The organism is Streptomyces nojiriensis, from assembly GCF_017639205.1.
Classification (GTDB): Bacteria; Actinomycetota; Actinomycetes; order Streptomycetales; family Streptomycetaceae; genus Streptomyces; species Streptomyces nojiriensis.
In genome coordinates this window covers 8,362,902-8,382,332 of record NZ_CP071139.1, presented here as the reverse complement: position 1 = coordinate 8,382,332, position 19,431 = coordinate 8,362,902, and the positions used below count along the sequence as shown (strand labels likewise).

Here is a 19,431-nt window from a genome sequence, read left to right as displayed (position 1 = left end):
CTGCTGAGAAGGTTCGGAACAATCGTGTTGATCGGGCGTCAGGAAGAACGGGCGGCCATCGCCGCCGCGTTGTCACCGCGGGCGGCCAGCGCGTCGCTGCTGCTGCTCGGGGAGCCCGGGGTCGGCAAGACCCTGCTGTTGGACATGACCGCCGACGACGCGCTCGCGGCGGGGACCCGGGTGCTGCGGGTGCGCGGCAACGCGGCGGAGACCGAGCTGGCCTTCGCGGGGTTGCACCAGCTGCTGCTGCCCGTGCTGGACCGGGCCGACGACCTGCCGGTCCGTCAGCACGGCGCCCTGATGGCCGCCTTCGGCCTGGGCGACGACCCGACGCCGCCGGACCCCATGATGATGAGCCTGGCCGTACTGACCCTGGTCTCGCACGTCGCCTCGGCCGGGCGGGTACTGCTCGCCGTCGACGACGCCCAGTGGATCGACCCCGGGAGCTGCCAGGTCCTGGGGTTCCTCGCCCGGCGTCTCGCGGGCGAGCCGATCGGGCTGCTCGTCGCCTCGCGCGGTACGTGCCGGCCGGAGTGGCTGGACCGGTCGGTCCCGGAGCTGGAGGTGCCCGCGCTGTCGCCGGACGAGGCCGAGGAGCTGATCGGCGCGCAGCCGGATCCGCCCCTGGGAGCCGCCCGGCGCCGTGTGCTGGACACCGCCGCGGGCAACCCGCTGGCCCTGGTGGAGCTTTCGCGCTCGGCGGCCCGCGAAGGCGCGCTCCGGGCGGACGGGCCACAGGCGGCCGGACTCCACGCGGCCGGACTCCACGCGGCCGGACTCCACGCGGCCGGTCATCTCCCGGTCACCGATCTGCTGGAGCGGACCTTCGCCGCCCAGGTGGACGAGCTGCCCGTGGCGACGCGGGCCGCGCTGCTGGTCGCGGCGGCGGCCGAGGGCGTCGGGCCGGCCGGTGTACTGGCCGCCCTGCCGCCCGGCACGGACATGGACGTCTGGCTGCCCGCGGAGCGGGCGGGGCTGGTCCGGCTGCACAGCGACCGCATCGACTTCCGGCATCCCCTGGTCCGCTCCGCGATCTACGGAGCCGCCCCGTTCGCCGAGCGCCGGCGGACCCACCTGGCGCTGGCGGCCTCGCTCGACGGTGATCCCGACCGCCGGGCCTGGCAGTTGTCGGCCGCCACGGTGGAGCCGGACGCGGCGGTGTCGGCCGCGCTGGAGGCCACCGCCATGCGCGCGTTCGCCCGCGGCGCCCTCGCCGAGGCCCTGGCCGGTCTGGAACGGTGCGCCCAGCTGAACCCCAGCCCTGCCGAGCAGACCCGGCTGCTGACGACGGCGGCGTACGCGGGCGTCCTGACCGGCGACATCGACCGGGCGGAGGAGCTCGCGGCGAAGGCGGCCTCGGTCAACGAGGACCCGGCGGCAACGCCCTGGATATCGGCGCTCACCGCCCTGGTGGAGATGCTGATGATGCGGATGGAGCGGGCGTTCGCCCTGATCGCCCCCGACGGCCTGCCCGACGTGGCGCAGCTCGACGAGGGCAGTTCCACGATCCTCACCGGGATCGCCTACCACTCGGGCAGTCCCGTCCAGCGCGAGCGCGTGCTGCGGCTGCTGGCCGGCCGCGCCCTGACGGATCCGGCGCCGCCGCATCCGTTCCACCTGTGGGACGCCGGTGTCACGGACCCCTTCGGCAAGGGCGGCCTGGTCCGGTCCCACCTGCCCGCCGTCACCTCCGCGCCGGGCCGCGCGCCCACCGAGAACCACACGCTCGGCGTGCTCTGCATGATCCTCGACGAGACCGAGACGGCGGTGAGCCTGCTCCGCGAGGTGGCCAACCCGCAATGGGAGGACGCCGACGCCTTCCACTCGGGGATGACCGCCGCCGATCTGGCCTGGGCCAATCTCGACCGGGGCCGCTGGGCGGACGCCCGGCTCGGTGTCGAGCGGCTCGCCGGCCGGTTCCTGGACGGTGTCCACACGCACGGCTCCGCGCGGGCGCTGACCGTCCTGGCCACCCTGTGCGCGCTCACCGGCGAACCGGAGCTCGCCGTACGGCACGCGACGGCCGCCCTCGCCGTCACCGAGCCGGCCGGGGTGCTCGGCGCCGTCGTCCGGGCCCGCCGGGCGGCCGGGCTCGCCGCCACGGCGCTCGGTGACCACGCCTCGGCCTTCCGGCACTTCCGCGCCCTGTTCGACGGGGAGGGGGCACCCGTCCACTACCACCTGTCGTGCTACGCCGTCGCCGACCACGCGGCGGCCGCCGTGCTCGTCGGCCGCGCCGAGGACGCCTTCGCCGCCCTGGAGCAGGTCACCGCCGTGGTCGGCGGCGGGGGCTCCGTCCGGCTGCGGCAGGTCCTGGACCGGGCCCGGGCGCTGCTCGCCGATCCGGCCGAGGCCGGCCCGTTCTTCGAGAGCGCGCTGGCCGACCCGGCCGGCCACCGCTGGCCGTTCGAACATGCCCAGACCTGGCTGGAGTACGGGGAGTGGCTGCGCAGGCAGCGCCGGATCGCCGAGGCCCGGGCCGCCCTGGTCAAGGCCCGTGAGATCTTCGAGGGGCTGGGGGCGGTGCACTGGAGCGAGCGGGCCCAGGCCGAGCTGCGCGCGGCCGGCGTGGCCGTCGCCCCCGCCCCGCGCAGCGCGTTCCGGACCCTGACGCCGCAGCGTCAGCGGATCGTCCGGCTGGCGGCCCAGGGCCTGACCAACCGCGAGATCGGTGAGCGTCTGTTCCTCTCCCCGCGGACCGTCGGCACGCACCTCTACCAGGCCTTCCCGGTGCTGGGCGTCAGCTCGCGCGGCCGGCTGCGGGACGTGGTGGAGCCGGAGTCGGGCGACTGAGGCACGGGGCAAGTCATGTGACGGATGGCAGCGGCGCCGGTCGTTCCGAGACTGGGTGGAGGAAAACGCCCCACCCCCCTCGGAGTTCCCATGAGCGTCGTATTCACCACCTCGCTGCTGTCCCCGTACGAACGGGCGGACTACTGGCACAACCTGGTGTCGGAGACGTTCATCCCGCTCGACGTCACCCTGCACGAGCCCGTGCCGTCCGCATGGAGCATCACCAGCGAACGTCTCGGCCCCCTGCAGATCTCGGCGGTCCAGGCGGGCCGGCAGAGCGTGTCGCGCGACCGGCGGCTGATCTCCCGGGGCGGGGAGGAGTTCCTCACCGTCACCTTCCAGCACACCGGTACCGCGCGGCTGACCCAGGACGGCCGCCGGGCCCTGGTCGGGCCCGGGACCTTCACCTGCCCGGACGCCGGACGTCCGTACGAACGGGAGCAGCCGGACCACTTCCGCTTCACGGCGATCCGGGTCCCCAAGAGCGGGCTGGGCGTGCCGGAGTCGGATCTGCGGGCGGTCACCGGCACGGTCTTCAGCGGTGATGGCGGGACCTCCGGGCTGGTCGCGGGCTTCCTGAGGCGGCTGGCCGAACGGGCCTCCGGCTTCGACGCGTACACGGGGCAGCAGCTGGCCATGACGGCGATGGACCTGCTGGCCGTGCTGGTGCGCGAGCGGCAGGGGCGGCTGGATCCGTACGCCTCGGACACGGCCCGCGGCATGCTGGCGCGCGTCAAGGCGTACGTCCTCACCTGCCTGTCCGACCCCGATCTCTCGCCGGAGCGCATCGCGGCCGCGCACCACATCTCGGTGCGGTACCTGCACAAGCTCTTCCAGCCGGAGGGGACCACGGTGGGCCGCTGGATCCGGCAGGAGCGGCTGGAGCGGTGCCGGCGCGACCTGTCGCGGCGGTCGGGGTCGGCGCCGGCGGTCACCGCGGTCGCGCAGCGCTGGGGGTTCACCAACCCGTCCCACTTCAGCCGCGCCTTTCGCGCCGCCTACGGCATGTCGCCCCGGGAGTGGCAGTGCGGCGCCCGGGGCGAATGACCGGGTCACAGGGTGCGCCGTACCCCCGCCTGGCGTTCCAGGTTCCGCAGTTGGACGACGAGGTCCCCCTCGACCGCGGTGTGGGCGGGGCCGCTGCGGCCGATGGGCAGCACCTGTTCGCCGCGCATGTCCTCCAGCATCAGGGCGAAGGCGGCGTAGGCGGCGGCGAGGGCCACCAGGAGGCCGAGGCCTCCCGCCAGCCGTCCGAGCCACTCGGCCCCGGTCAGCCCGGCCAGGCCGGTGGCCGCCCAGCGGGGCAGGGAGACCACGATGACCAGCCACAGGGCCCGCTTGGGCCGGGTCACGAGCGCCATCAGCGCCCCGAAGCACAGCAGCGCCAGGTTGAACACGCCCAGCACCCGGTGGCCGCCGGCCGCGCCGGTGCCCGTCACGAGGGCGTACGCCAGCCAGCTGCCGGCGAACGTGCCCATGAGCGTGGCCGCGATCACGTCCCGGGCGCCGAACGCGAGGAAGCTCACCAGGAGTTGGAGGGCGAAGGCGGGCAGTACGCACAGGGCGACGGCCCGGCGGTCGGCGGCCTCGAGGACCCCGAGCTGCAGGCAGCCCGTCATCACGGAGGCGATCGCCACCGTGAAGAAGCCCAGTGGCATGGGTGAGGCAATGGGGTGCAGGTTGATCCGTGTCATCGCCCGGAGGTCCGGTTCGTGGCGGCGCCCGGGCGGTGCCGCGTCCGGGCCGCCCGCGGCGGTGTCGCCCGGGACTGTACTCATCTGGTGGGTTCCCCTGTTCCGTGGGTCAGTGCGCGAAGCACGGGTCGACGAAGGGCTGCGGCGGCGTCCCCGGCGCCGATCCGCGCGCCGCCCGCCACAGCCGGTGCTGTTCGGACTCGGCGACGGCCTCGGCCGTCAGCTCGGCCTGGCGTACGCCGCCGCCCGCCCGGTACCCGCCGAAGCGGGCCACCGGCGCCCACTGCGGGCTGACCGGCGGGAGGGGCTCGTCCAGGCCCTCGTACTCGGCGGTCGCGTACACGATGCGGCCGCCGACGACCGTGCACACGGACTCGATGCCGGGGATCGCGGCCTCGGACACGGTGAAGTAGTCCTCCGACAGGATCGTGAGGTCGCCGTAACAGCCCTCCCGCAGGACGCCCTTGACGTCCTCCTCGCCGGTGAGCCGGGCGCCGCCGCGGGTGTAGAGGCCGAGCGCGGTCTCCCTGTCGACGGAGGTCCCGGCCGGGTGGAGCGGCGTACCGCCCACGGTGCGGCCGGTGACCAGCCAGTGCAGGCAGACCCACGGGTTGTACGAGGACACGCGCGTGGCGTCGGTGCCGGCGGCGACGGTGAGGCCCCGGTCGAGCATGGCGCGCACGGGCGGGGCGTGGGAGGCGGCCTCGGCGCCGTAGCGGTCGAGGAAGGCGGCCCCCTGGAATGACATCCGGTTCTGCACGGAGAGGGCGCCGCCGAGGGCGGCGATGCGGTCGAGGCTGTCGGCCGAGACGGTCTCGGCGTGGTCGAAGAGCCAGCGGTTCCCGCCGGGGAAGAGCCCTTCGGCGGCGAGTTTCTCGAAGACCGCCAGGTCGCGGCGGATCGTCTCGTCGTAGGTGGCGTGGAGCCGGAAGCCCCAGCCGTTCTCCATCAGCAGCCGGACGGCCTGCTCGAACTCGGCCTCGTACCCCGCGGCGAGCTCCGGGCGGGGCTCGGAGAAGTTCTCGAAGTCGGCGGCCGCCCACGTCAGGTTCTCGCCGGCGCCGCCGAGGCGCAGCCACTCGTCGCCGTCCCCCGGCTTGACGGTCTCGGTCCAGCGTTTCAGGTCGGCGAGCTCCTGCCCGGCGGTCTGCGGGAACAGGTGGTAGGTGATGCGCAGCGAGAGCTCCCCCGACCGGGCCAGGTCGATGACGGTGGCGTAGTCGTCGGGGAAGTTCTGGAAGCCGCCGGCGGCGTCGACCGCCGAGGTCAGCCCGAAGCGGTTCAGCTCGCGCAGGAAGTGCCGCGTCGAGGTCCGCCGGTCGGCCGCGTCCAGGGTCGGGGCCTTGGCCAGGGTGGAGTACAGGACGAGCGCGCTCGGCGCCGCCAGGAGGATCCCGGTGGGCTCGCCGCCGTGGCCCCGGACGATCTGCCCGCCGCGCGGGTCGGGGGTCTCACGGGTGAATCCGGCGGCCCGCACGGCCGCCCGGTTCATCAGCGCCGACTGGTAGAGGTGCAGGACGAACACCGGGGTGTCGGGCGCGGCGGCGTTCAGCTCGGCCACGGTCGGCATCCGGCGTTCGGCGAACTGTTCGGCGGTCCAGCCGCCGACGACCCGGATCCACTGGCCCTTGGGGGTGCGGCCGGCCTGCTCGCGCAGCATGTCCAGCGCCTGCCGCAGGCTGCGTACGCCGTCCCAGCGCAGCTCCAGTACGTAGTTCAGGCCGCCCCGGATGACGTGCAGGTGCGAGTCGTTCAGCCCGGGGACCACCCGGCGGCCCAGGGCGTCGACCACCCGGGTCTCCGGGCCCACGAGCCCGGCGAGGTCGTGGTCGTCGCCGAGGGCCACGATCCGGCCGTCGCGGATCGCGACGGCGCGGGCCCCGGGCCGGGCCGGGTCCCCGGTGTACACCTTCGCGTTGCGCACGAGCAGGTCGGCGGCCGGGCGCCCGGCCGCCGGATCGTCCGGGCGGCGGGCGGGGCCCACGCCGGCCACGGGCATGCTCGTCGTACCGGCCGGGGCCGTCATGCCAGGGCCTCGCGCAGGGTCTCGACGGCCTGGCCGATCGCGAGCGACGCGGCCCGCGTCTCGCGCAGCGCGTTCAGCATGACGAAGTCGTGGATGGTGCCCAGGACGCGCAGGGCCGTGACCGGGACCCCGGCGGCGCGCAGCCGGGCGGCGTACGCCTCGCCCTCGTCGCGCAGGACGTCGGCCTCGGCGGTGATGACCAGGGCGGGCGGCAGTCCGGTGAGCTGGTCGAGGGAGGCGCGCAGCGGGGAGGCGGTGATCTGCGCCCGCTCGGCCGCGTCGGTCGTGTACTGGTCCCAGAACCAGCGCATGGCGTCGCGGCGCAGGAAGTAGCCCTCGGCGAACTGCGCGTAGGAGTCGGTGTCGAAGGCCGCGTCGGTGACCGGGTAGAAGAGGACCTGGTGGAGGATGCGGACGTCGCCGCGCTGCTTCGCCATGAGGGTGAGGGCGGCGCTCATGTTGCCGCCGACCGAGTCGCCCGCGACGGCGATCCTGGAGCCGTCGAGGTCCCTGTGGTGTCCCTCGCGGGCCACCCACTGGGCGACGCTGTAGTTCTGCTCGATGGCGACCGGGTAGCGGGCCTCGGGCGACGGGTCGTACTCGGGGAAGACCACGGCCGCCCGCGCGCCGACGGCCAGTTCGCGGACCAGCCGGTCGTGGGTGTGGGCATTGCCGAAGACCCAGCCCGCGCCGTGCAGGTAGAGGACGACGGGCAACGGGCCGGTGGCGCCGCGGGGGCGCACGATCCGGGTGCGGACGTCGCCGGCGGGGCCGCCCTGGACGGTGATCCATTCCTCGTCGACGGCGGGAAGGGCGACGCCCTCGCCGCTCTGCACGTCGTCCACGGCCTTGCGGCCGTCGGCGACGGGGATCTGGTACAGGTACGGCGGCTGGGCGGTGGCGTGGGCGAAGGCCTGGGCGGCGGGTTCGAGTACCGGCTCGTCGGACATGGGTGCTCTCCTTCGGTGGGGGTGTCGGGGGCTGGTGGCCGGGGCCGTGGTCGTGCTCGTGGCCGTGGTCGTGCTCGTGCTCGTGCTCAGCGGAGGAAGGCGAGCAGGGCGGTGTTGACCTCGGCGGCGTGGGTCCAGGTCAGGCCGTGCGGGCCGCCGGGGACGACCGTGAGCTGCGCGCCGGCGATGCTCTTCGCCAGGGGGATCGCCGTGGCCTCGATGGGCAGGGTGCGGTCGGCGTCGCCGTGGATGATGAGCGTGGGCACGTCGATGCGGGGCAGGTCGGCGCGGAAGTCGGTGAGCCAGGCCTGGACGCAGTCGAGGGTGCCCTGGGCGGAGGCGCCGACGGCCACGTTCCAACCGGCGCGGACGGCCTCCTCGCTGATGCGCTCGCCGCCGAGGACGTCCACGTTGTAGAAGTCGGCGAAGAAGGAGGTCATGAAGGCGAAGCGGTCGGCGGTGATGGCCTCCTCGATGCCCTTGAAGACGCCGCCGTCCACCCCGCCGGGGTTGTCGTCCGTCTTGAGCAGGAACGGCGGCACCACCCCGATCATGACGGCCTTGGCGATGCGCCCGCTGCCGTAGGTGCCGAGGTAGCGGGTCACTTCGCCGGTGCCCATGGAGAAGCCGACCAGGACGGCGTCGCGCAGGTCGAGAGCGGTGAGGACCTCGTTCAGGTCGGCGGCGAAGGTGTCGTAGTCGTAGCCGTCCGCGGGCTGGTCGGAGCGGCCGAAGCCGCGCCGGTCGTAGGTGACGACCCGGTGGCCGGCGGCGAGCAGGGCGGCGGTCTGCTTCTCCCAGGAGGCCCCGCTCAGCGGCCAGCCGTGGATCAGCACGACCGGCTGTCCGGTGCCGTGGTCCTCGTAGTAGAGCTCGACGGGGGCGGTGCGGCCTTCCGCGACCTTGATGTACGGCATGGGGTGGTGCTCCTCTGTCGGATGTGTACGGGTGGTGTGGGTGTGGGGCCGGGTGGGCCCGGCCGGCCGGCGCACAGGGGTATGCGCGGACGGCCGGGCCCGGTCCGTGCGGCGGGGGGGCTCAGCCGTGGTCGGCGGCGTCCGGGGCGCGGTGCAGGACGAGCCGGGTGAGCAGGCCGCTGCCGACGCCCGCCGCGAGTACGGGGGCGGTCCACCACAGCGGGTACGGGGTGAGGCCGGTCGCCGCGTCGAGGGAGAAGGCGCCGGGCCCGGTGGCCGCGAGCGCGGCGGCGGTGACGATCAGCACTAGGGGGTACTCGTAGCCGTCGTTCTGCACCCAGAGGCCGCCGGGCCACTTCACGGTGAGGGCGACGGTCATGACCCCGATGACGCCGGTCGCGGCGAGCGGGGTCAGCAGGCCGGCGGCCAGCAGGAGGCCCGATCCGATCTGGCCGCCGCCCGCCGCTAGGGCGGTGAGGACGCCGCCGCGGAAACCGTCGGCGCGGAACTCGCGCGCGCCGCCGTCGAGGCCGTTGCCGCCCAGGTGCCGGCTGATCTTCTGCACCCCGTGGGCGGCGACGAGCAGGCCCACCAGCAGACGCAGTATCAGGATGCCGGTGTCCAAAGGGGTCAGCCGGCCGCGTGCTCGCCGATGACGGCCTGCGCGTAGACGACGCCGAGGCCGTAGGCGCCGGCGTGGGCCTTGACTACCTCCATGACGGCGCCGTACGTCTCCTGGCGCGCCCAGTCGCGCTGGAGCTCCAGCAGCACCTGTACCCAGGTCACCGGCACGGCCCCGGCGGCCAGCATCCGCTGGACGGCGTGTTCGTGGGCGGTCGGGCTGACGCCTCCGGAGGCGTCGGAGACCACGTAGACCTCGTAGCCCTGCTCCAGTGCGGACAGGGCGGGCAGGACCAGGCAGACCTCGGTCCACAGGCCCGACAGGATGATCTTCTTGCGCCCGGTCGCCTTGACCGCCGCCACGAGCGCCTCGTCCTCCCAGGCGTTCATCGACGTACGGTCGATGACCTCGTGCCCGGGGAACACGTCGGCGAGCTGGGGCAGCAGCGGACCGGAGAAGGACTCGGCGGCCACGGTGGTCAGCACGACCGGCACGTCGAACGCCTTGGCCGCCTTCGCGAGGCCCACCGTGCTGTTGATGATGGCGGCGCGGTCACCGCTGCCGGTACCGAAGAACATCTGGGGCTGGTGGTCGACGAAGAGCATGACCGCGTTGTCGGGCGCGAGCAGGTCCGCGCTCGGGGCGGCCTGGACCTTGCTGATGTCGAACATGGGGGTGTCCTCCCGGAGCAAACAAGGAATAAGGAATATCGCCGTCCGCGATCCCGCGGCCCGGCACACCCCGAAACTACGCAGGCCCCGGCCACCCGACTTTCCTTACCGTGCACGGGTGTTGGCACGAGAGCGCACGGCGCCGGCTCATGGCGGGCGCCGCCAGCCGGGCGCCGTCAGCCGGGCGCCGTCAGCCGGTCGTCGTCAGCCGGTCGTCGTCAGCCGGCGTCGAGGACGAGGTCGGCGCGGTGGCGGCCGAGGGCGACGAGCCGGGCGTTGGCCTCGTCCGAGCGGGCCACCCACTCGCGCGCGTACGCGGGGTCCTTGCCGTGCCGTACATGACGGCCGATCAGCCGCTCCAGGCGCAGGTCCTCGGCCGGGGCGAGGTACCAGGCCTCGTCCAGCAGCGGGCGTACCGAGTTCCACTCCCCCGCGTCGTGCAGCAGGTAGTTCCCCTCCGTGATCACCAGCGGTACGTCCGGGGGCACGGGGATGCTGCCGGCGATCGGCTCCTCCAGGGAGCGGTCGAAGGCGGGCGCGTACACCGTGGGCCCGTGCGGGGCGCGCAGCCGGCGCAGCAGGGCGACGTAGCCGGCGGCGTCGAAGGTGTCCGGGGCGCCCTTGCGGTCGGCGCGGCCCAGGCGGTCCAACACGGCCTGGGCGAGGTGGAAGCCGTCCATCGGGACCACGACGGCCCGCTCCGGCCCGAGGGCGTCCGCGATCCGGGCGGCCAGTGTCGACTTTCCGGCCCCCGGGGGCCCGGCGATGCCCAGGACGCGCCGCCCGCCCGAGGCGGCCAGCGCCCGGGCCCTCGCTACCGGTTCCGTCGTGTTCATCCGCACATCCTGCCCGAGCCCGGCACCCCTGCCCGGGAGTGGGAGAGGGGTGCCGGGCCGCCGGTCAGCAGCGGGGACAGGCGTCGCGGATCACGCGCCAGGTGAAGGTGGTGGAGCCGGTCGCGCCGGTGGCGTCCTTGGCGGTGACGGTCACCGTGCGGATGCCGCTGCCGCGCAGGAGGCCCGAGATCAGCCCGGTGGAGGAATTGATCGAGGCGCCGGTCGGCAGGTTGACCGCGGACCAGGTGTAGGGGGCCGCGCCGCCGGTGGCGGTCATCGGCAAGTACGCGGAGTCGTACTGGAGGGACACCTGGTTGCCCGGGTTGACCACGGACGGGGCGGCCGCCGCCGTACGTGTGGCCGCCGGGCCGGCCGAGCTGTGCGGCGCGGCGACGGACGGACCGACCGACGCTGCCAGGACAGCGGTCAGGCCGACGGCCAGCGCCGCCAGTCTGCGCGGGGTGCGTGTGGATGTGCTCAACGGAACCTCCGAACTCGTCGGGCGGGAGCGGCGTCCCGGTACGGGTCCCGGAGACCGCCACCGCCCGTGGTGGGTATGCATGTTCGAGGTGCGTGGCGCGTCGGAATCATAGGCGGGCCCGGCCGTCCCGTCGATGGCCCCGCGGTCGGCCGCACAGGCCTACGATGTCCGCCATGCCCGGTACGGTCCCCGTCCCGCTCGACCCGCCGCCCCGCGCCCGACTGCGCTCCGCCACCCGCCTGGCCGTGTGCGCCGCCGTGCCCTGGTTCCTGTGCCTGTGGTGGGGCACGAGCACCGTCCCGGTGCCGGCCGCCCTGCCGGCCGTACTGATCCTGCGCGACGACGTGTACGACGCCCCGCGCCGGGGATGGGACCGGCTCGTGGGCGTCGTCGTGGGGGTGGCGCTGACCACGTTCGTGCTGCACTGGCTGCCGCCGCCCACGGCCTCCTCGGTGACCTCGGTGTCGGCGGCCGCGTCGGTGTCCTTCCTCGCCGTACTGGCCTGCGGCTGCGCGGGCATGTACCTGATGTACCAGGGCGGCGCCCCCAACCAGCAGGTCCTGGTCAGCGCGCTGGTGATCTACGCGACCGCCCTCCCCGGATACGCCCTGGCCCGACTGGTGGAGAGCGCCGTCGGCATCGCCACCGTCGTCCTGTTGGGGCCGCTGCTGTGGCCGCCGGATCCGTACCGGTCGGCCGCGGCCGGGCTCGGCACGTACCGGGGCGAACTCGACGGCCTCCTCGGCGCGGTCGGCGCCCGGCTCGGCGAGGGCGGACCGCCCACCGCCGACGGGCTCCCCGAGGACGCGGAGTTGTGGCTGCGGCCGCGGAACGGCCTCGCGGCCTACGAGCGGGCCGCTCGGCGCACCCGGCTCCCCCGGCTGTACCTCCGTACGCCGAAACGGCCGCCGGACGGGCTGGAGGAGCGGCTGAGGCTCGCCGCCCGGACCGCCCTCACCCTCCAGTACTTCACCCAGGAACTCCGCGAGCGCGCCCGGACCGACGGCACGGGTCGACCTCCCCGGACCGGTCAGGACACCGCCCTGCGCGACACCGCCCTGCGCGAGCTCGCCCCGCTGGTCCGGGCCACCGCCCGGACCGTGGACACGGCACTGCGCGGCGGCGCGGACCGCGCCGCGGTGGCCGCCGACCTCGACCGGGCCCGCGCCCTGGACCTCGCCCACCGCGCGGCCCACCCCACCCGGCACGACGCCGTCCTGCGGGCGGGCCTCCACCTGACCCACGAGGCCGTGGCCGACCACCTGTCGGCCCGCCCCTGACGAGCGTCCGGGGCCCGGCCCGCCCACCCGGGTGCCGGTACCGGTCGGCCCCTGCGGGCGAGCCACCGATAGGCTCGTGCACCGACCGGGGAGATGAAGGATCGATGACGTTGAACGAAGGCCAGCGGGTGAAGCTGGCCGCGGACCTCACGCTGACCGGTTCGCTCACGGCGGCGGGCGACGCGGTCGCCGGCCTCCTGGCCCTGGCCTCGGGCACCGAGGGCACCGTCGAGCGGGTCGACGTGCACCGGCCGCAGAGCGGCGAGGACGTCCGCGAGTACGAGCGCCTGAAGTCGCTCCTCGACTCCTTCGGCCATCAGATGCCCGAGGGGAGCAGGAAACAGCTCCAGGAGAAGGTCGCCGCCCTGGAACCGGTGTGGACCGCCTTCCAGGAGCAGCAGCCGCACGTGACGGTCCGCGTCCGCCTCGACAACGGGTTCGTCCTCGACGGCACGGACGAGGAACTCTTCGCGTCCTCCTGAGGCCGGCCGGGGCTGCCTGGCGCCCTCACCCGGCGCGCGTTTCACTGGAAGGTGCCGTGCCGGCGCGCCCACGGAGGAGCGCGTACCCGGGAGGTCCCGTGAACACGTACGTGCCACCCCGCTTCGATCCCACCCGCGTCCCCCACCTGCTGGGGTCCTTCGCACCCGTGTCCGAGGAGGTCGAGGCGGCGGACCTGGAGGTCACGGGCGAGCTGCCGGACACCCTGGACGGCCTGTACCTGCGCAACGGTCCCAATCCGCGGTTCACGCCGATCGGCTCGTACCTGTACCCCATCGACGGCGACGGCATGCTGCACGGCGTGTGGATCTCCGGCGGGCGGGCCCGCTACCGCAACCGCTTCGTACGCACCCCCGCGCTGCTGGCCGAGGAGCGGGCCGGCCGCGCCCTGTGGGGCGGCATCGAATCGATGATCATGCCGGACGCCGGCCAGGTGGGGCCGGAGCTCGCCGGCACCTTCCGGGACATGCCCGACATCAACGTCGTCCGGCACGCCGGCCGCCTGCTGGCCCTCGCCGAGTCGGCCTGCCCCTTCCGGATCGACACCGAACTGGAGACGCTCGGCCGCGAGGACTTCGGCGGGGTGCTGCCCGCGGGCATCACCGCCCATCCGAAGATCGACCCGGTCACGGGCGAGATGGTCGTCTTCTGCTACGGCCTGGAGCCGCCCTACCTGACCTGGTCCGTCATCGACCGCGACGGCACGGTAGGCCGGGGGCCCACGCCCGTCGACGGGGTGGACGAGCCGATGATGATCCACGACATGGCCCTGACCGGCCGCTACGCGGTCCTCGTGCTCGCCCCGGCCTTCTTCGACCTCGCCGCGGCCATGGCGGGCGGCTCCTTCCTGGCCTGGCGCCCCGAGCGCGGCACCCGGGTGGCCCTGATCCCGCGCGACGGCGGACCCGTCCGCTGGGCGGCCGACGAGGCCTTCTGGGCGTGGCACACCGTGAACGCGTACGACGACGGCCCGGGCGCGGACGCCCCGGTGGTCCTCGACTACGTGCAGTGGAGCAGGCTCACCGTCGGCGGCCCGGAGGAGGACGGGGACCCGATCAGCGGTGGCCTGGTACGGGCGCGCCTGGACCCGGCCGCCGGCAGCATGGCCCGTACCCCGCTGGACGACTCCCGCGTGGAGTTCCCACGGGTCGACGACCGGCGCATCGGGCGGCGCCACCGGTACACCGCGCTGGCCACCGGAACCGGGCGGACGGACCTGCTGCCCGGTGAGTTCGACGCCGTGCGCTGGTACGACGGCGAGAGCGGCACCTCCCGCGTCTGGGCGGCCGGGGACCTGTCCGTCGGCGAGCCGGTCTTCGCCCCCGAACCGGGCTCCGGGACCGGCTCCGCGACCGGCTCTGCGAACGGCTCCGGCTCCGAGGCGGGGGGCCACTGGCTGACCTTCGCCACGGACCGCACCGACGGGTCGAGCTGGTTCCTGGTCATCCCCGCCGAGGATCCCGCCTCGGGCCCGGTGGCCCGCGCCCGGATCCCCGTACGCGTCCCGCTCGGCCTGCACGGCTGCTGGCTGCCGACGGAGGAGTGAACCCGCCCGGCGCGCCCGGGCGGGTTCGCCGTGCCACGCTGTTCTCCTGGCCTCGGGAGGAAACAGCCGCGACGAACGGAGCGCGCTGTGAGCAGACCGATCCACTCCGCACCTCGGCGGCGCGCCACGGCGGCCGGCTGCGCCGTCCTGCTGTTCGCGGCCCTCGCCTCGGGCACCGCGAGCGCGGCGGACCCGACCCCTTCGCCGTCCGCGACCACCCCGTCCGCGAGCGGCGACACGGGACTCGCCGGCCTCGACCCGCGCATCACGGAGATCATGCGCAAGCCGGACTACCGCAATGCCCAGTGGGGCCTGCTGCAGACCGACCCGGACAACGGCCGTGTGGTCCACAGCCTGTTCCCCGAGCAGTTCTTCATCCCCGGATCGACCGCCAAACTGATCAGCGTCTCGGGCCCCTGGCACACCCTGGGCGCCGACCACCGCTTCGTGACCCCGCTCTACGCGGTGGGCGCGCGCGACGGCGCGACGCTGACCGGCGACCTCGACCTCGTCGCCCAGGGCGACCTCACCATGGGCGGACGGACGCGGCCCGACGGCACGGTCGCGTACACCGACCTCGACCACACCTACGCCAACGACTTCCCCGGGGCGACCCTCACCCCGGAGAACCCGCTCGCCGGGATCGACCTGCTCGCCCGGCAGGTACGCGACTCCGGGATCACCCGCGTCGACGGCGACGTGATCGTCGACAGCCGGCTGTTCCTCCCCGACCCGGAGCTCGTCCCCACCCCGACGCCCCTGATCGTCAACGACAACCTGATCGACCTCCTGACCACCCCCGGGGACCGGCCCGGCGCGGACGCCCGGCTGGACTGGCGGCCCAAGGTCGCGCCCTACCAGGTCACCTCGGCGGTGAAGACCGTGGCGGCCGGGAAGCCGACCGCGGTCACGGTGACGGCCACCGACGGCGGCACCCGGATCCGCCTGACCGGGACCATCGCGGCGGACTCCGCACCGCTGCTGCGCACCTCCCCGATCGGCGACCCGGCCGGCTTCGGACGCGTCGCGCTGATCGAGGCACTCGAACGCGCCGGGGTGCACGTCACCGCCGACCCGACGGGCCCCAACCCGGTGGGGCGGCTGCCGCACGACTACGCCGGACGCCCGCGCGTGGCCGCGTACACCTCCCCGCCCTACGCGCAGTACGCCAAGCTGATCCTCAAGGTCAGCCACAACCTGGGCGCCAACCTCGGCATCTGCCTGCTCGCCGTCACCGCGAAGAGCGACCAGTGCCCGGCCGGCTTCCCCGTGCTCGCCGACTTCCTCGACCAGGCCGGCGTCGACCGCGAACAGGCGCAGCTCATGGACGGCCGGGGCGGCAACCCCGCCGACCGGGCCACGCCGCAGGTGCTGGTGCAGATGCTGGCGTACTGGCAACGGACCCCGGACGCACGGCTGTTCCGGGAGGCCCTGCCCATCCTCGGGGTCGACGGCCTGCTGGCCGAGAACTGCCGCAGCTGTCCGGCCCGGGGGAAGGTGTTCGCCAAGACCGGCGCGGCCGTCGGCGGTGACGCCCTCAACGACCGGCTGGCCGTGGGCGCCATCACCATCGCGGGCTACCTCGACAAGGGCGGCGGCCGCTTCGACACCTTCTACGCGGGCGTCAACGGCGCCTCCACACCGGGCGCCGACCCCACCGAGGTGCTGGCCATCACCAACGACCTCGCGATGATCGCCGCCTACCTCCAGGAGTCTTCCTAGAGTCCGGCTCTATGCTGGCCCGATGCCGTCGATCAAGCAGTTCCAAGTCACCTTCGACTGCGCGGAACCCGAGCGCCTCGCCCGTTTCTGGTGCGAGGTGCTGGGGTATGTCATACCGCCCCCGCCGGAGGGGTTCGGCACCTGGGAAGCGTTCAAGCGCTCGCTGCCGCCCGAGCGGCAGGACGCGTGGTTCGCCTGCACCGATCCCTCGGGCGTGGGCCCGCGGCTGTACTTCCAGCGCGTCCCCGAAGGGAAGGCCGCCAAGAACCGGCTGCACCTCGACGTGCGGGTCGGCACCGGACTCGTGGGGGAAGAGCGACTCGCCGCACTCGAGGCCGAATGCGCACGACTGGTCCCGCTCGGGGCGGTACACGTGCGGACGCTGTACGACGGCACCGACTCGTGCATCCCGATGCTGGACATCGAGGGCAACGAGTTCTGTATCGACTGAGCGGGGGCCGCCGCTACGGCTGCGCCCAGGCGTGCAGCAGGGCTTCCCGCGCACGCGGCTCGGGGGTGCCCTCCCGGGCGTGCTCCCGGCCCCAGGCCTCGACGGCGCGCGGGTCCGCGGTTCCCGCCACGAAGCGGTCGAGCAGGTCCTGGGAGAGCCGTGCCTCCTCGGCGGGGTAGCCTGCCACCGCCGCGTGGACGGTGACCTCGTGCGTACCCTCCTCCGTCTCCAGACGCAGCGTCATCTCGGGCGCCCCCTCCCCGAGGTAGTCCGTTCCGATCGCGGCCGAGATCATCGCGCCGAGGGCCTTCGTCGCACGGCCCACCGGATTGTGCCCGGGCACGTCCTCGACCACGGCGGAGCGCAGCTCCGCCCATGTCCACGTCCGGGGAATGTCGGGGTCCGCGGCTTCCAGACCCTCGGCGGTCAGCCGGACGCCGATCCCGAGGGCGTTCGGCGGCGACCCCACGTGCACCGCGTCCGGAGTGACCCAGAACAGTCCGACCATCGCCGCCACGCGCCACTCCCCGCTCTCGTCCCCGACCCACCATCCATACCGCCCGCCGGGAACGGACCGCCGCAGACACACCGGGCGACCGCCGTACCGCGCGCGGGCGTAAATCGATGGGTGCGGGCGGGTGGATCTGCGAGCATTCGCGGATGGGTGCATTGGACGCAGTGGCCGGCAGGGTCGCCGGCGGAGCCACCGTGGAGTTCCGGCCGACCGGCTCCTCGATGGTCCCGTTGATACGCAGTCGTCAGCGGGTGGTGGTCGCTCCGGCCGACCCGTCGCAGCTGCGGGCCGGGGACATCGTCCTCGCCCGCGTCGCCGGGACGGTGTACCTGCACCTGGTGTCGGCCGTGGACCCGGCGAGGAAGCGGGTGCAGATCAGCAACAACCGGGGCCGGGTGAACGGCTGGACCGGACACGACCGCGTCTTCGGCATCTGTACGGCGGTCGACGGCGTCCCCCGTGCGGGCGCCGCGGACAAGACGCGTGCGGCGTAGGGCTGTCGCGATGCGCCGGATGAAGCTGGCGGTCACCGTCCACCACGTGCGGCTCGGGCCGGTGGAGTTCAAGGTCGTCCGACCGGCCGAGCCACCGGCCCGGGCCGTACTCCTCGACCGCGACCGCCACGTGGACGCCTGCCTCGATCAGGACGCCGCGTATCTGATCGGTGGCCTGTGGACGCTCGCCGCCTCGTCACCGCGCTCGCTGGTCCACCTGCCGATCCGCGGCAACCACGCACCCGCGCGCGGGCTGCCGGAAGCCGGGGCCCGACAGCTCGATCTCGTGCTGCTGCACCACTCGCTCCAGTTCGCGCCCGCGCGCTGGAAGGAACTCCGCGCCCGGCTCGGCCCGGGGCGCCCGCAGACGGTGACCTTGACGGTCTCCGGTCCGGCGCTCACCGGCGCCTCCCCGGCCGAAGACGAGGCCCGGCACCACCGGGAGAACAGGGATCTGTTCCACGAACATCTCCACGCCGAGACCCTGTTCATGACCGGCAGCACGAAGGTGTTCCGGGCCACCGCGCACCACTTCTTCGACGTCGCCCGGTACGGCCCCGGACACATGGCCGCCCATCCGCGCCACGGCCACTTCTGCAGCGAGCTCCATACCACCGCCGGAGTCCTCGGTGCCGCGCGCGAGATCCACATCGAGTACTGCGACCGGTGGCGCCCGCACGGGTGATCCCCGCGATCCCTGGAAGGAGCAGCGCCACTCCTGCCAGGAGGAGTGGTCCGCACACTCGGCTCCGCGCGTCAGCCGTCGGCCGTTAGGGTGAAACCTGACCCTCCGTGAAGAAAGGCCCTGCGGCTCACTGTGACCGGATCACGCGCACACACCCTGTTCTCCTTCGGCACGCTGATGGACGAGCGGGTCCAGACCGCTCTCTTCGGCAGAGCGATGCCCACCTCCCCGGCGTCGCTGGCCGGTTACACCACCCGGCCCCTGAAGATCACCGATCCGGCCGTGATCGCCGCCAGCGGGCTCGACGTGCACCTGGTCCTGGAGCGCAGGCTCGGCGCATCGGTCGAAGGCGCCGTACTGCACCTCACCGACCGGGAGCTCGCCGCGGCCGACGCCTACGAGGTCGACGACTACACCCGCCGGCGGGTGGTCCTCTCCTCCGGCGAGAGCGCCTGGGCCTACCTGGACGCGAAGCCGCTGCGCCCGGCGGAGCGCATCGTCGTCGTGGGCGACAGCATCGCCTACGGACGCTGCGACCCGCGCGGCGGCTGGGTGGGCCACCTGGCGGCCGCCCACATCGCCGGGAACGAGGCCGAACGCCGGCTCTTCAACCTTGCGGTCCCCGGCAGCACCCTCGCCGACGTCAGCGAGCAGACGCCCGCGCTGCTGGCGGCGCGCCGGCCCGACACCCTCCTGGTCGCCGCCGGGATCAACGACTCCGCCGTACCGCTCGCCGGCGCGGAGGGCGACGCGGAGAGCGACGCCGGAGCCGACGGAACCGCTGATTTCGCGCAGCTCACCGGCAGCCTCGACGCACTGGCCGCCACCGCCCTGGGCCACAACGCCCGGCTCGTCGTCGCCGGACCGTCCTGGCTCGACGAGGACCGCACCCGCGCCTACGAAGGCCTGCGCTTCACCCGGGCGCGCGCGCTGGCCCTGCGCGTCTTCCTCCGGTCCTGGTGCGAGGCGAACCACATCGACCACCTCGACCTGTGGGAGCCGCTGCGGGAGCGGACCGACCTGCTCGTCGACGGCCTGCACCCCACCGCCGAAGGGCACCGGGCGCTCTACGAGCACCTCGACGCGCTCGGCCGCTGACCACCTCACCGCCCTTGGTGATCTTGGCGAAGCCGCTTGTAACCCCCGGGGGGCACCGCCCGTCACCTGCGCGCAACAGGGACTTCCTACGTTGGACCGCGACGGGGCCGGCCTGCACACGGCCGCAGCGGCCCGGAGCGGTGCGGTGTC

Annotated in this window: 19 protein-coding genes; 10 read left to right on the top strand and 9 right to left on the bottom strand. The window is 74.1% G+C overall.

Going from position 1 to position 19,431, the window contains the following annotated elements; all coding sequences use genetic code 11:
- Window positions 1-24: 24 nt before the first annotated feature.
- Both JYK04_RS37840 and JYK04_RS37835 read left to right on the top strand, forming a co-directional pair.
- Window positions 25-2,793 (top strand): AAA family ATPase, encoded by a 2,769-nt coding sequence (locus JYK04_RS37840; protein WP_189744215.1) that lies wholly within the window; start codon window positions 25-27, stop codon window positions 2,791-2,793.
- 90 nt (window positions 2,794-2,883) lie between these two features.
- Window positions 2,884-3,840, top strand: a complete 957-nt coding sequence (locus tag JYK04_RS37835) for an AraC-like ligand-binding domain-containing protein (RefSeq protein WP_189744213.1) — start codon at window positions 2,884-2,886, stop codon at window positions 3,838-3,840.
- A gap of 5 nt (window positions 3,841-3,845) precedes the next feature.
- Here JYK04_RS37835 and JYK04_RS37830 read toward each other — a convergent pair whose 3' ends face one another.
- The 8 genes from JYK04_RS37830 to JYK04_RS37795 form a co-directional block, all read right to left on the bottom strand.
- On the bottom strand, window positions 3,846-4,571 hold the full coding sequence (locus JYK04_RS37830; protein ID WP_189744211.1) for a GPR1/FUN34/YaaH family transporter: 726 nt from the start codon (window positions 4,569-4,571) through the stop codon (window positions 3,846-3,848).
- Window positions 4,572-4,596: 25 nt separating this feature from the next.
- Complete coding sequence (locus JYK04_RS37825; protein ID WP_189744209.1) at window positions 4,597-6,513, bottom strand: amidohydrolase; 1,917 nt, start codon at window positions 6,511-6,513, stop codon at window positions 4,597-4,599.
- Window positions 6,510-7,463, bottom strand: coding sequence for an alpha/beta hydrolase (locus JYK04_RS37820; RefSeq protein ID WP_189744206.1), 954 nt, complete (start codon window positions 7,461-7,463; stop codon window positions 6,510-6,512). Before JYK04_RS37820 ends, JYK04_RS37825 begins: the two co-directional genes overlap by 4 nt.
- Window positions 7,464-7,549: 86 nt before the next feature.
- Complete coding sequence (locus JYK04_RS37815; protein ID WP_189744204.1) at window positions 7,550-8,380, bottom strand: alpha/beta fold hydrolase; 831 nt, start codon at window positions 8,378-8,380, stop codon at window positions 7,550-7,552.
- A 121-nt stretch (window positions 8,381-8,501) separates the two neighbouring features.
- The gene (locus JYK04_RS37810) at window positions 8,502-9,005 is read right to left on the bottom strand and encodes a DoxX family protein (protein ID WP_189744202.1); all 504 of its coding nucleotides are present in this window, start codon (window positions 9,003-9,005) and stop codon (window positions 8,502-8,504) included.
- A 5-nt stretch (window positions 9,006-9,010) separates the two neighbouring features.
- Entirely contained in the window at window positions 9,011-9,673 is a 663-nt protein-coding gene (locus JYK04_RS37805) for a hydrolase (RefSeq protein WP_189744200.1), read from the bottom strand.
- A gap of 218 nt (window positions 9,674-9,891) precedes the next feature.
- Entirely contained in the window at window positions 9,892-10,509 is a 618-nt protein-coding gene (locus JYK04_RS37800) for a nucleoside/nucleotide kinase family protein (protein WP_189744198.1), read from the bottom strand.
- A 64-nt stretch (window positions 10,510-10,573) separates the two neighbouring features.
- Entirely contained in the window at window positions 10,574-10,990 is a 417-nt protein-coding gene (locus JYK04_RS37795; RefSeq protein ID WP_202185964.1) for an Ig domain-containing protein, read from the bottom strand.
- A gap of 173 nt (window positions 10,991-11,163) precedes the next feature.
- Between JYK04_RS37795 and JYK04_RS37790 the strand changes: the two genes are divergently transcribed.
- The 5 genes from JYK04_RS37790 (at window position 11,164) to JYK04_RS37770 (ending at window position 16,490) form a co-directional block, all read left to right on the top strand.
- Window positions 11,164-12,270 (top strand): aromatic acid exporter family protein, encoded by a 1,107-nt coding sequence (locus JYK04_RS37790; RefSeq protein WP_189744194.1) that lies wholly within the window; start codon window positions 11,164-11,166, stop codon window positions 12,268-12,270.
- 104 nt (window positions 12,271-12,374) lie between these two features.
- On the top strand, window positions 12,375-12,752 hold the full coding sequence (locus JYK04_RS37785) for a hypothetical protein (RefSeq protein ID WP_189744192.1): 378 nt from the start codon (window positions 12,375-12,377) through the stop codon (window positions 12,750-12,752).
- A gap of 98 nt (window positions 12,753-12,850) precedes the next feature.
- Window positions 12,851-14,317, top strand: a complete 1,467-nt coding sequence (locus JYK04_RS37780; protein ID WP_229876620.1) for a carotenoid oxygenase family protein — start codon at window positions 12,851-12,853, stop codon at window positions 14,315-14,317.
- A gap of 87 nt (window positions 14,318-14,404) precedes the next feature.
- The gene (dacB, locus tag JYK04_RS37775; protein ID WP_229876618.1) at window positions 14,405-16,039 is read left to right on the top strand and encodes a D-alanyl-D-alanine carboxypeptidase/D-alanyl-D-alanine endopeptidase; all 1,635 of its coding nucleotides are present in this window, start codon (window positions 14,405-14,407) and stop codon (window positions 16,037-16,039) included.
- Window positions 16,040-16,061: 22 nt separating this feature from the next.
- Window positions 16,062-16,490: a VOC family protein gene (locus JYK04_RS37770; protein ID WP_189744190.1), complete on the top strand. Its 429-nt coding sequence runs from the start codon at window positions 16,062-16,064 to the stop codon at window positions 16,488-16,490.
- A 13-nt stretch (window positions 16,491-16,503) separates the two neighbouring features.
- Here JYK04_RS37770 and JYK04_RS37765 read toward each other — a convergent pair whose 3' ends face one another.
- On the bottom strand, window positions 16,504-17,007 hold the full coding sequence (locus tag JYK04_RS37765; protein ID WP_189744188.1) for a hypothetical protein: 504 nt from the start codon (window positions 17,005-17,007) through the stop codon (window positions 16,504-16,506).
- 143 nt (window positions 17,008-17,150) lie between these two features.
- Here JYK04_RS37765 and JYK04_RS37760 point away from each other — a divergent pair, with 143 nt between their 5' ends.
- The 3 genes from JYK04_RS37760 (at window position 17,151) to JYK04_RS37750 (ending at window position 19,281) form a co-directional block, all read left to right on the top strand.
- Window positions 17,151-17,498 carry a S24/S26 family peptidase gene (locus JYK04_RS37760; RefSeq protein ID WP_189744186.1) on the top strand — a complete coding sequence of 116 codons (348 nt, stop codon included), beginning with the start codon at window positions 17,151-17,153 and terminating at the stop codon, window positions 17,496-17,498.
- A gap of 10 nt (window positions 17,499-17,508) precedes the next feature.
- Entirely contained in the window at window positions 17,509-18,183 is a 675-nt protein-coding gene (locus JYK04_RS37755) for a hypothetical protein (protein ID WP_308431102.1), read from the top strand.
- Between the two features lie 132 nt (window positions 18,184-18,315).
- Window positions 18,316-19,281, top strand: coding sequence for a GDSL-type esterase/lipase family protein (locus JYK04_RS37750; protein ID WP_189744185.1), 966 nt, complete (start codon window positions 18,316-18,318; stop codon window positions 19,279-19,281).
- Window positions 19,282-19,431 lie beyond the last annotated feature (150 nt).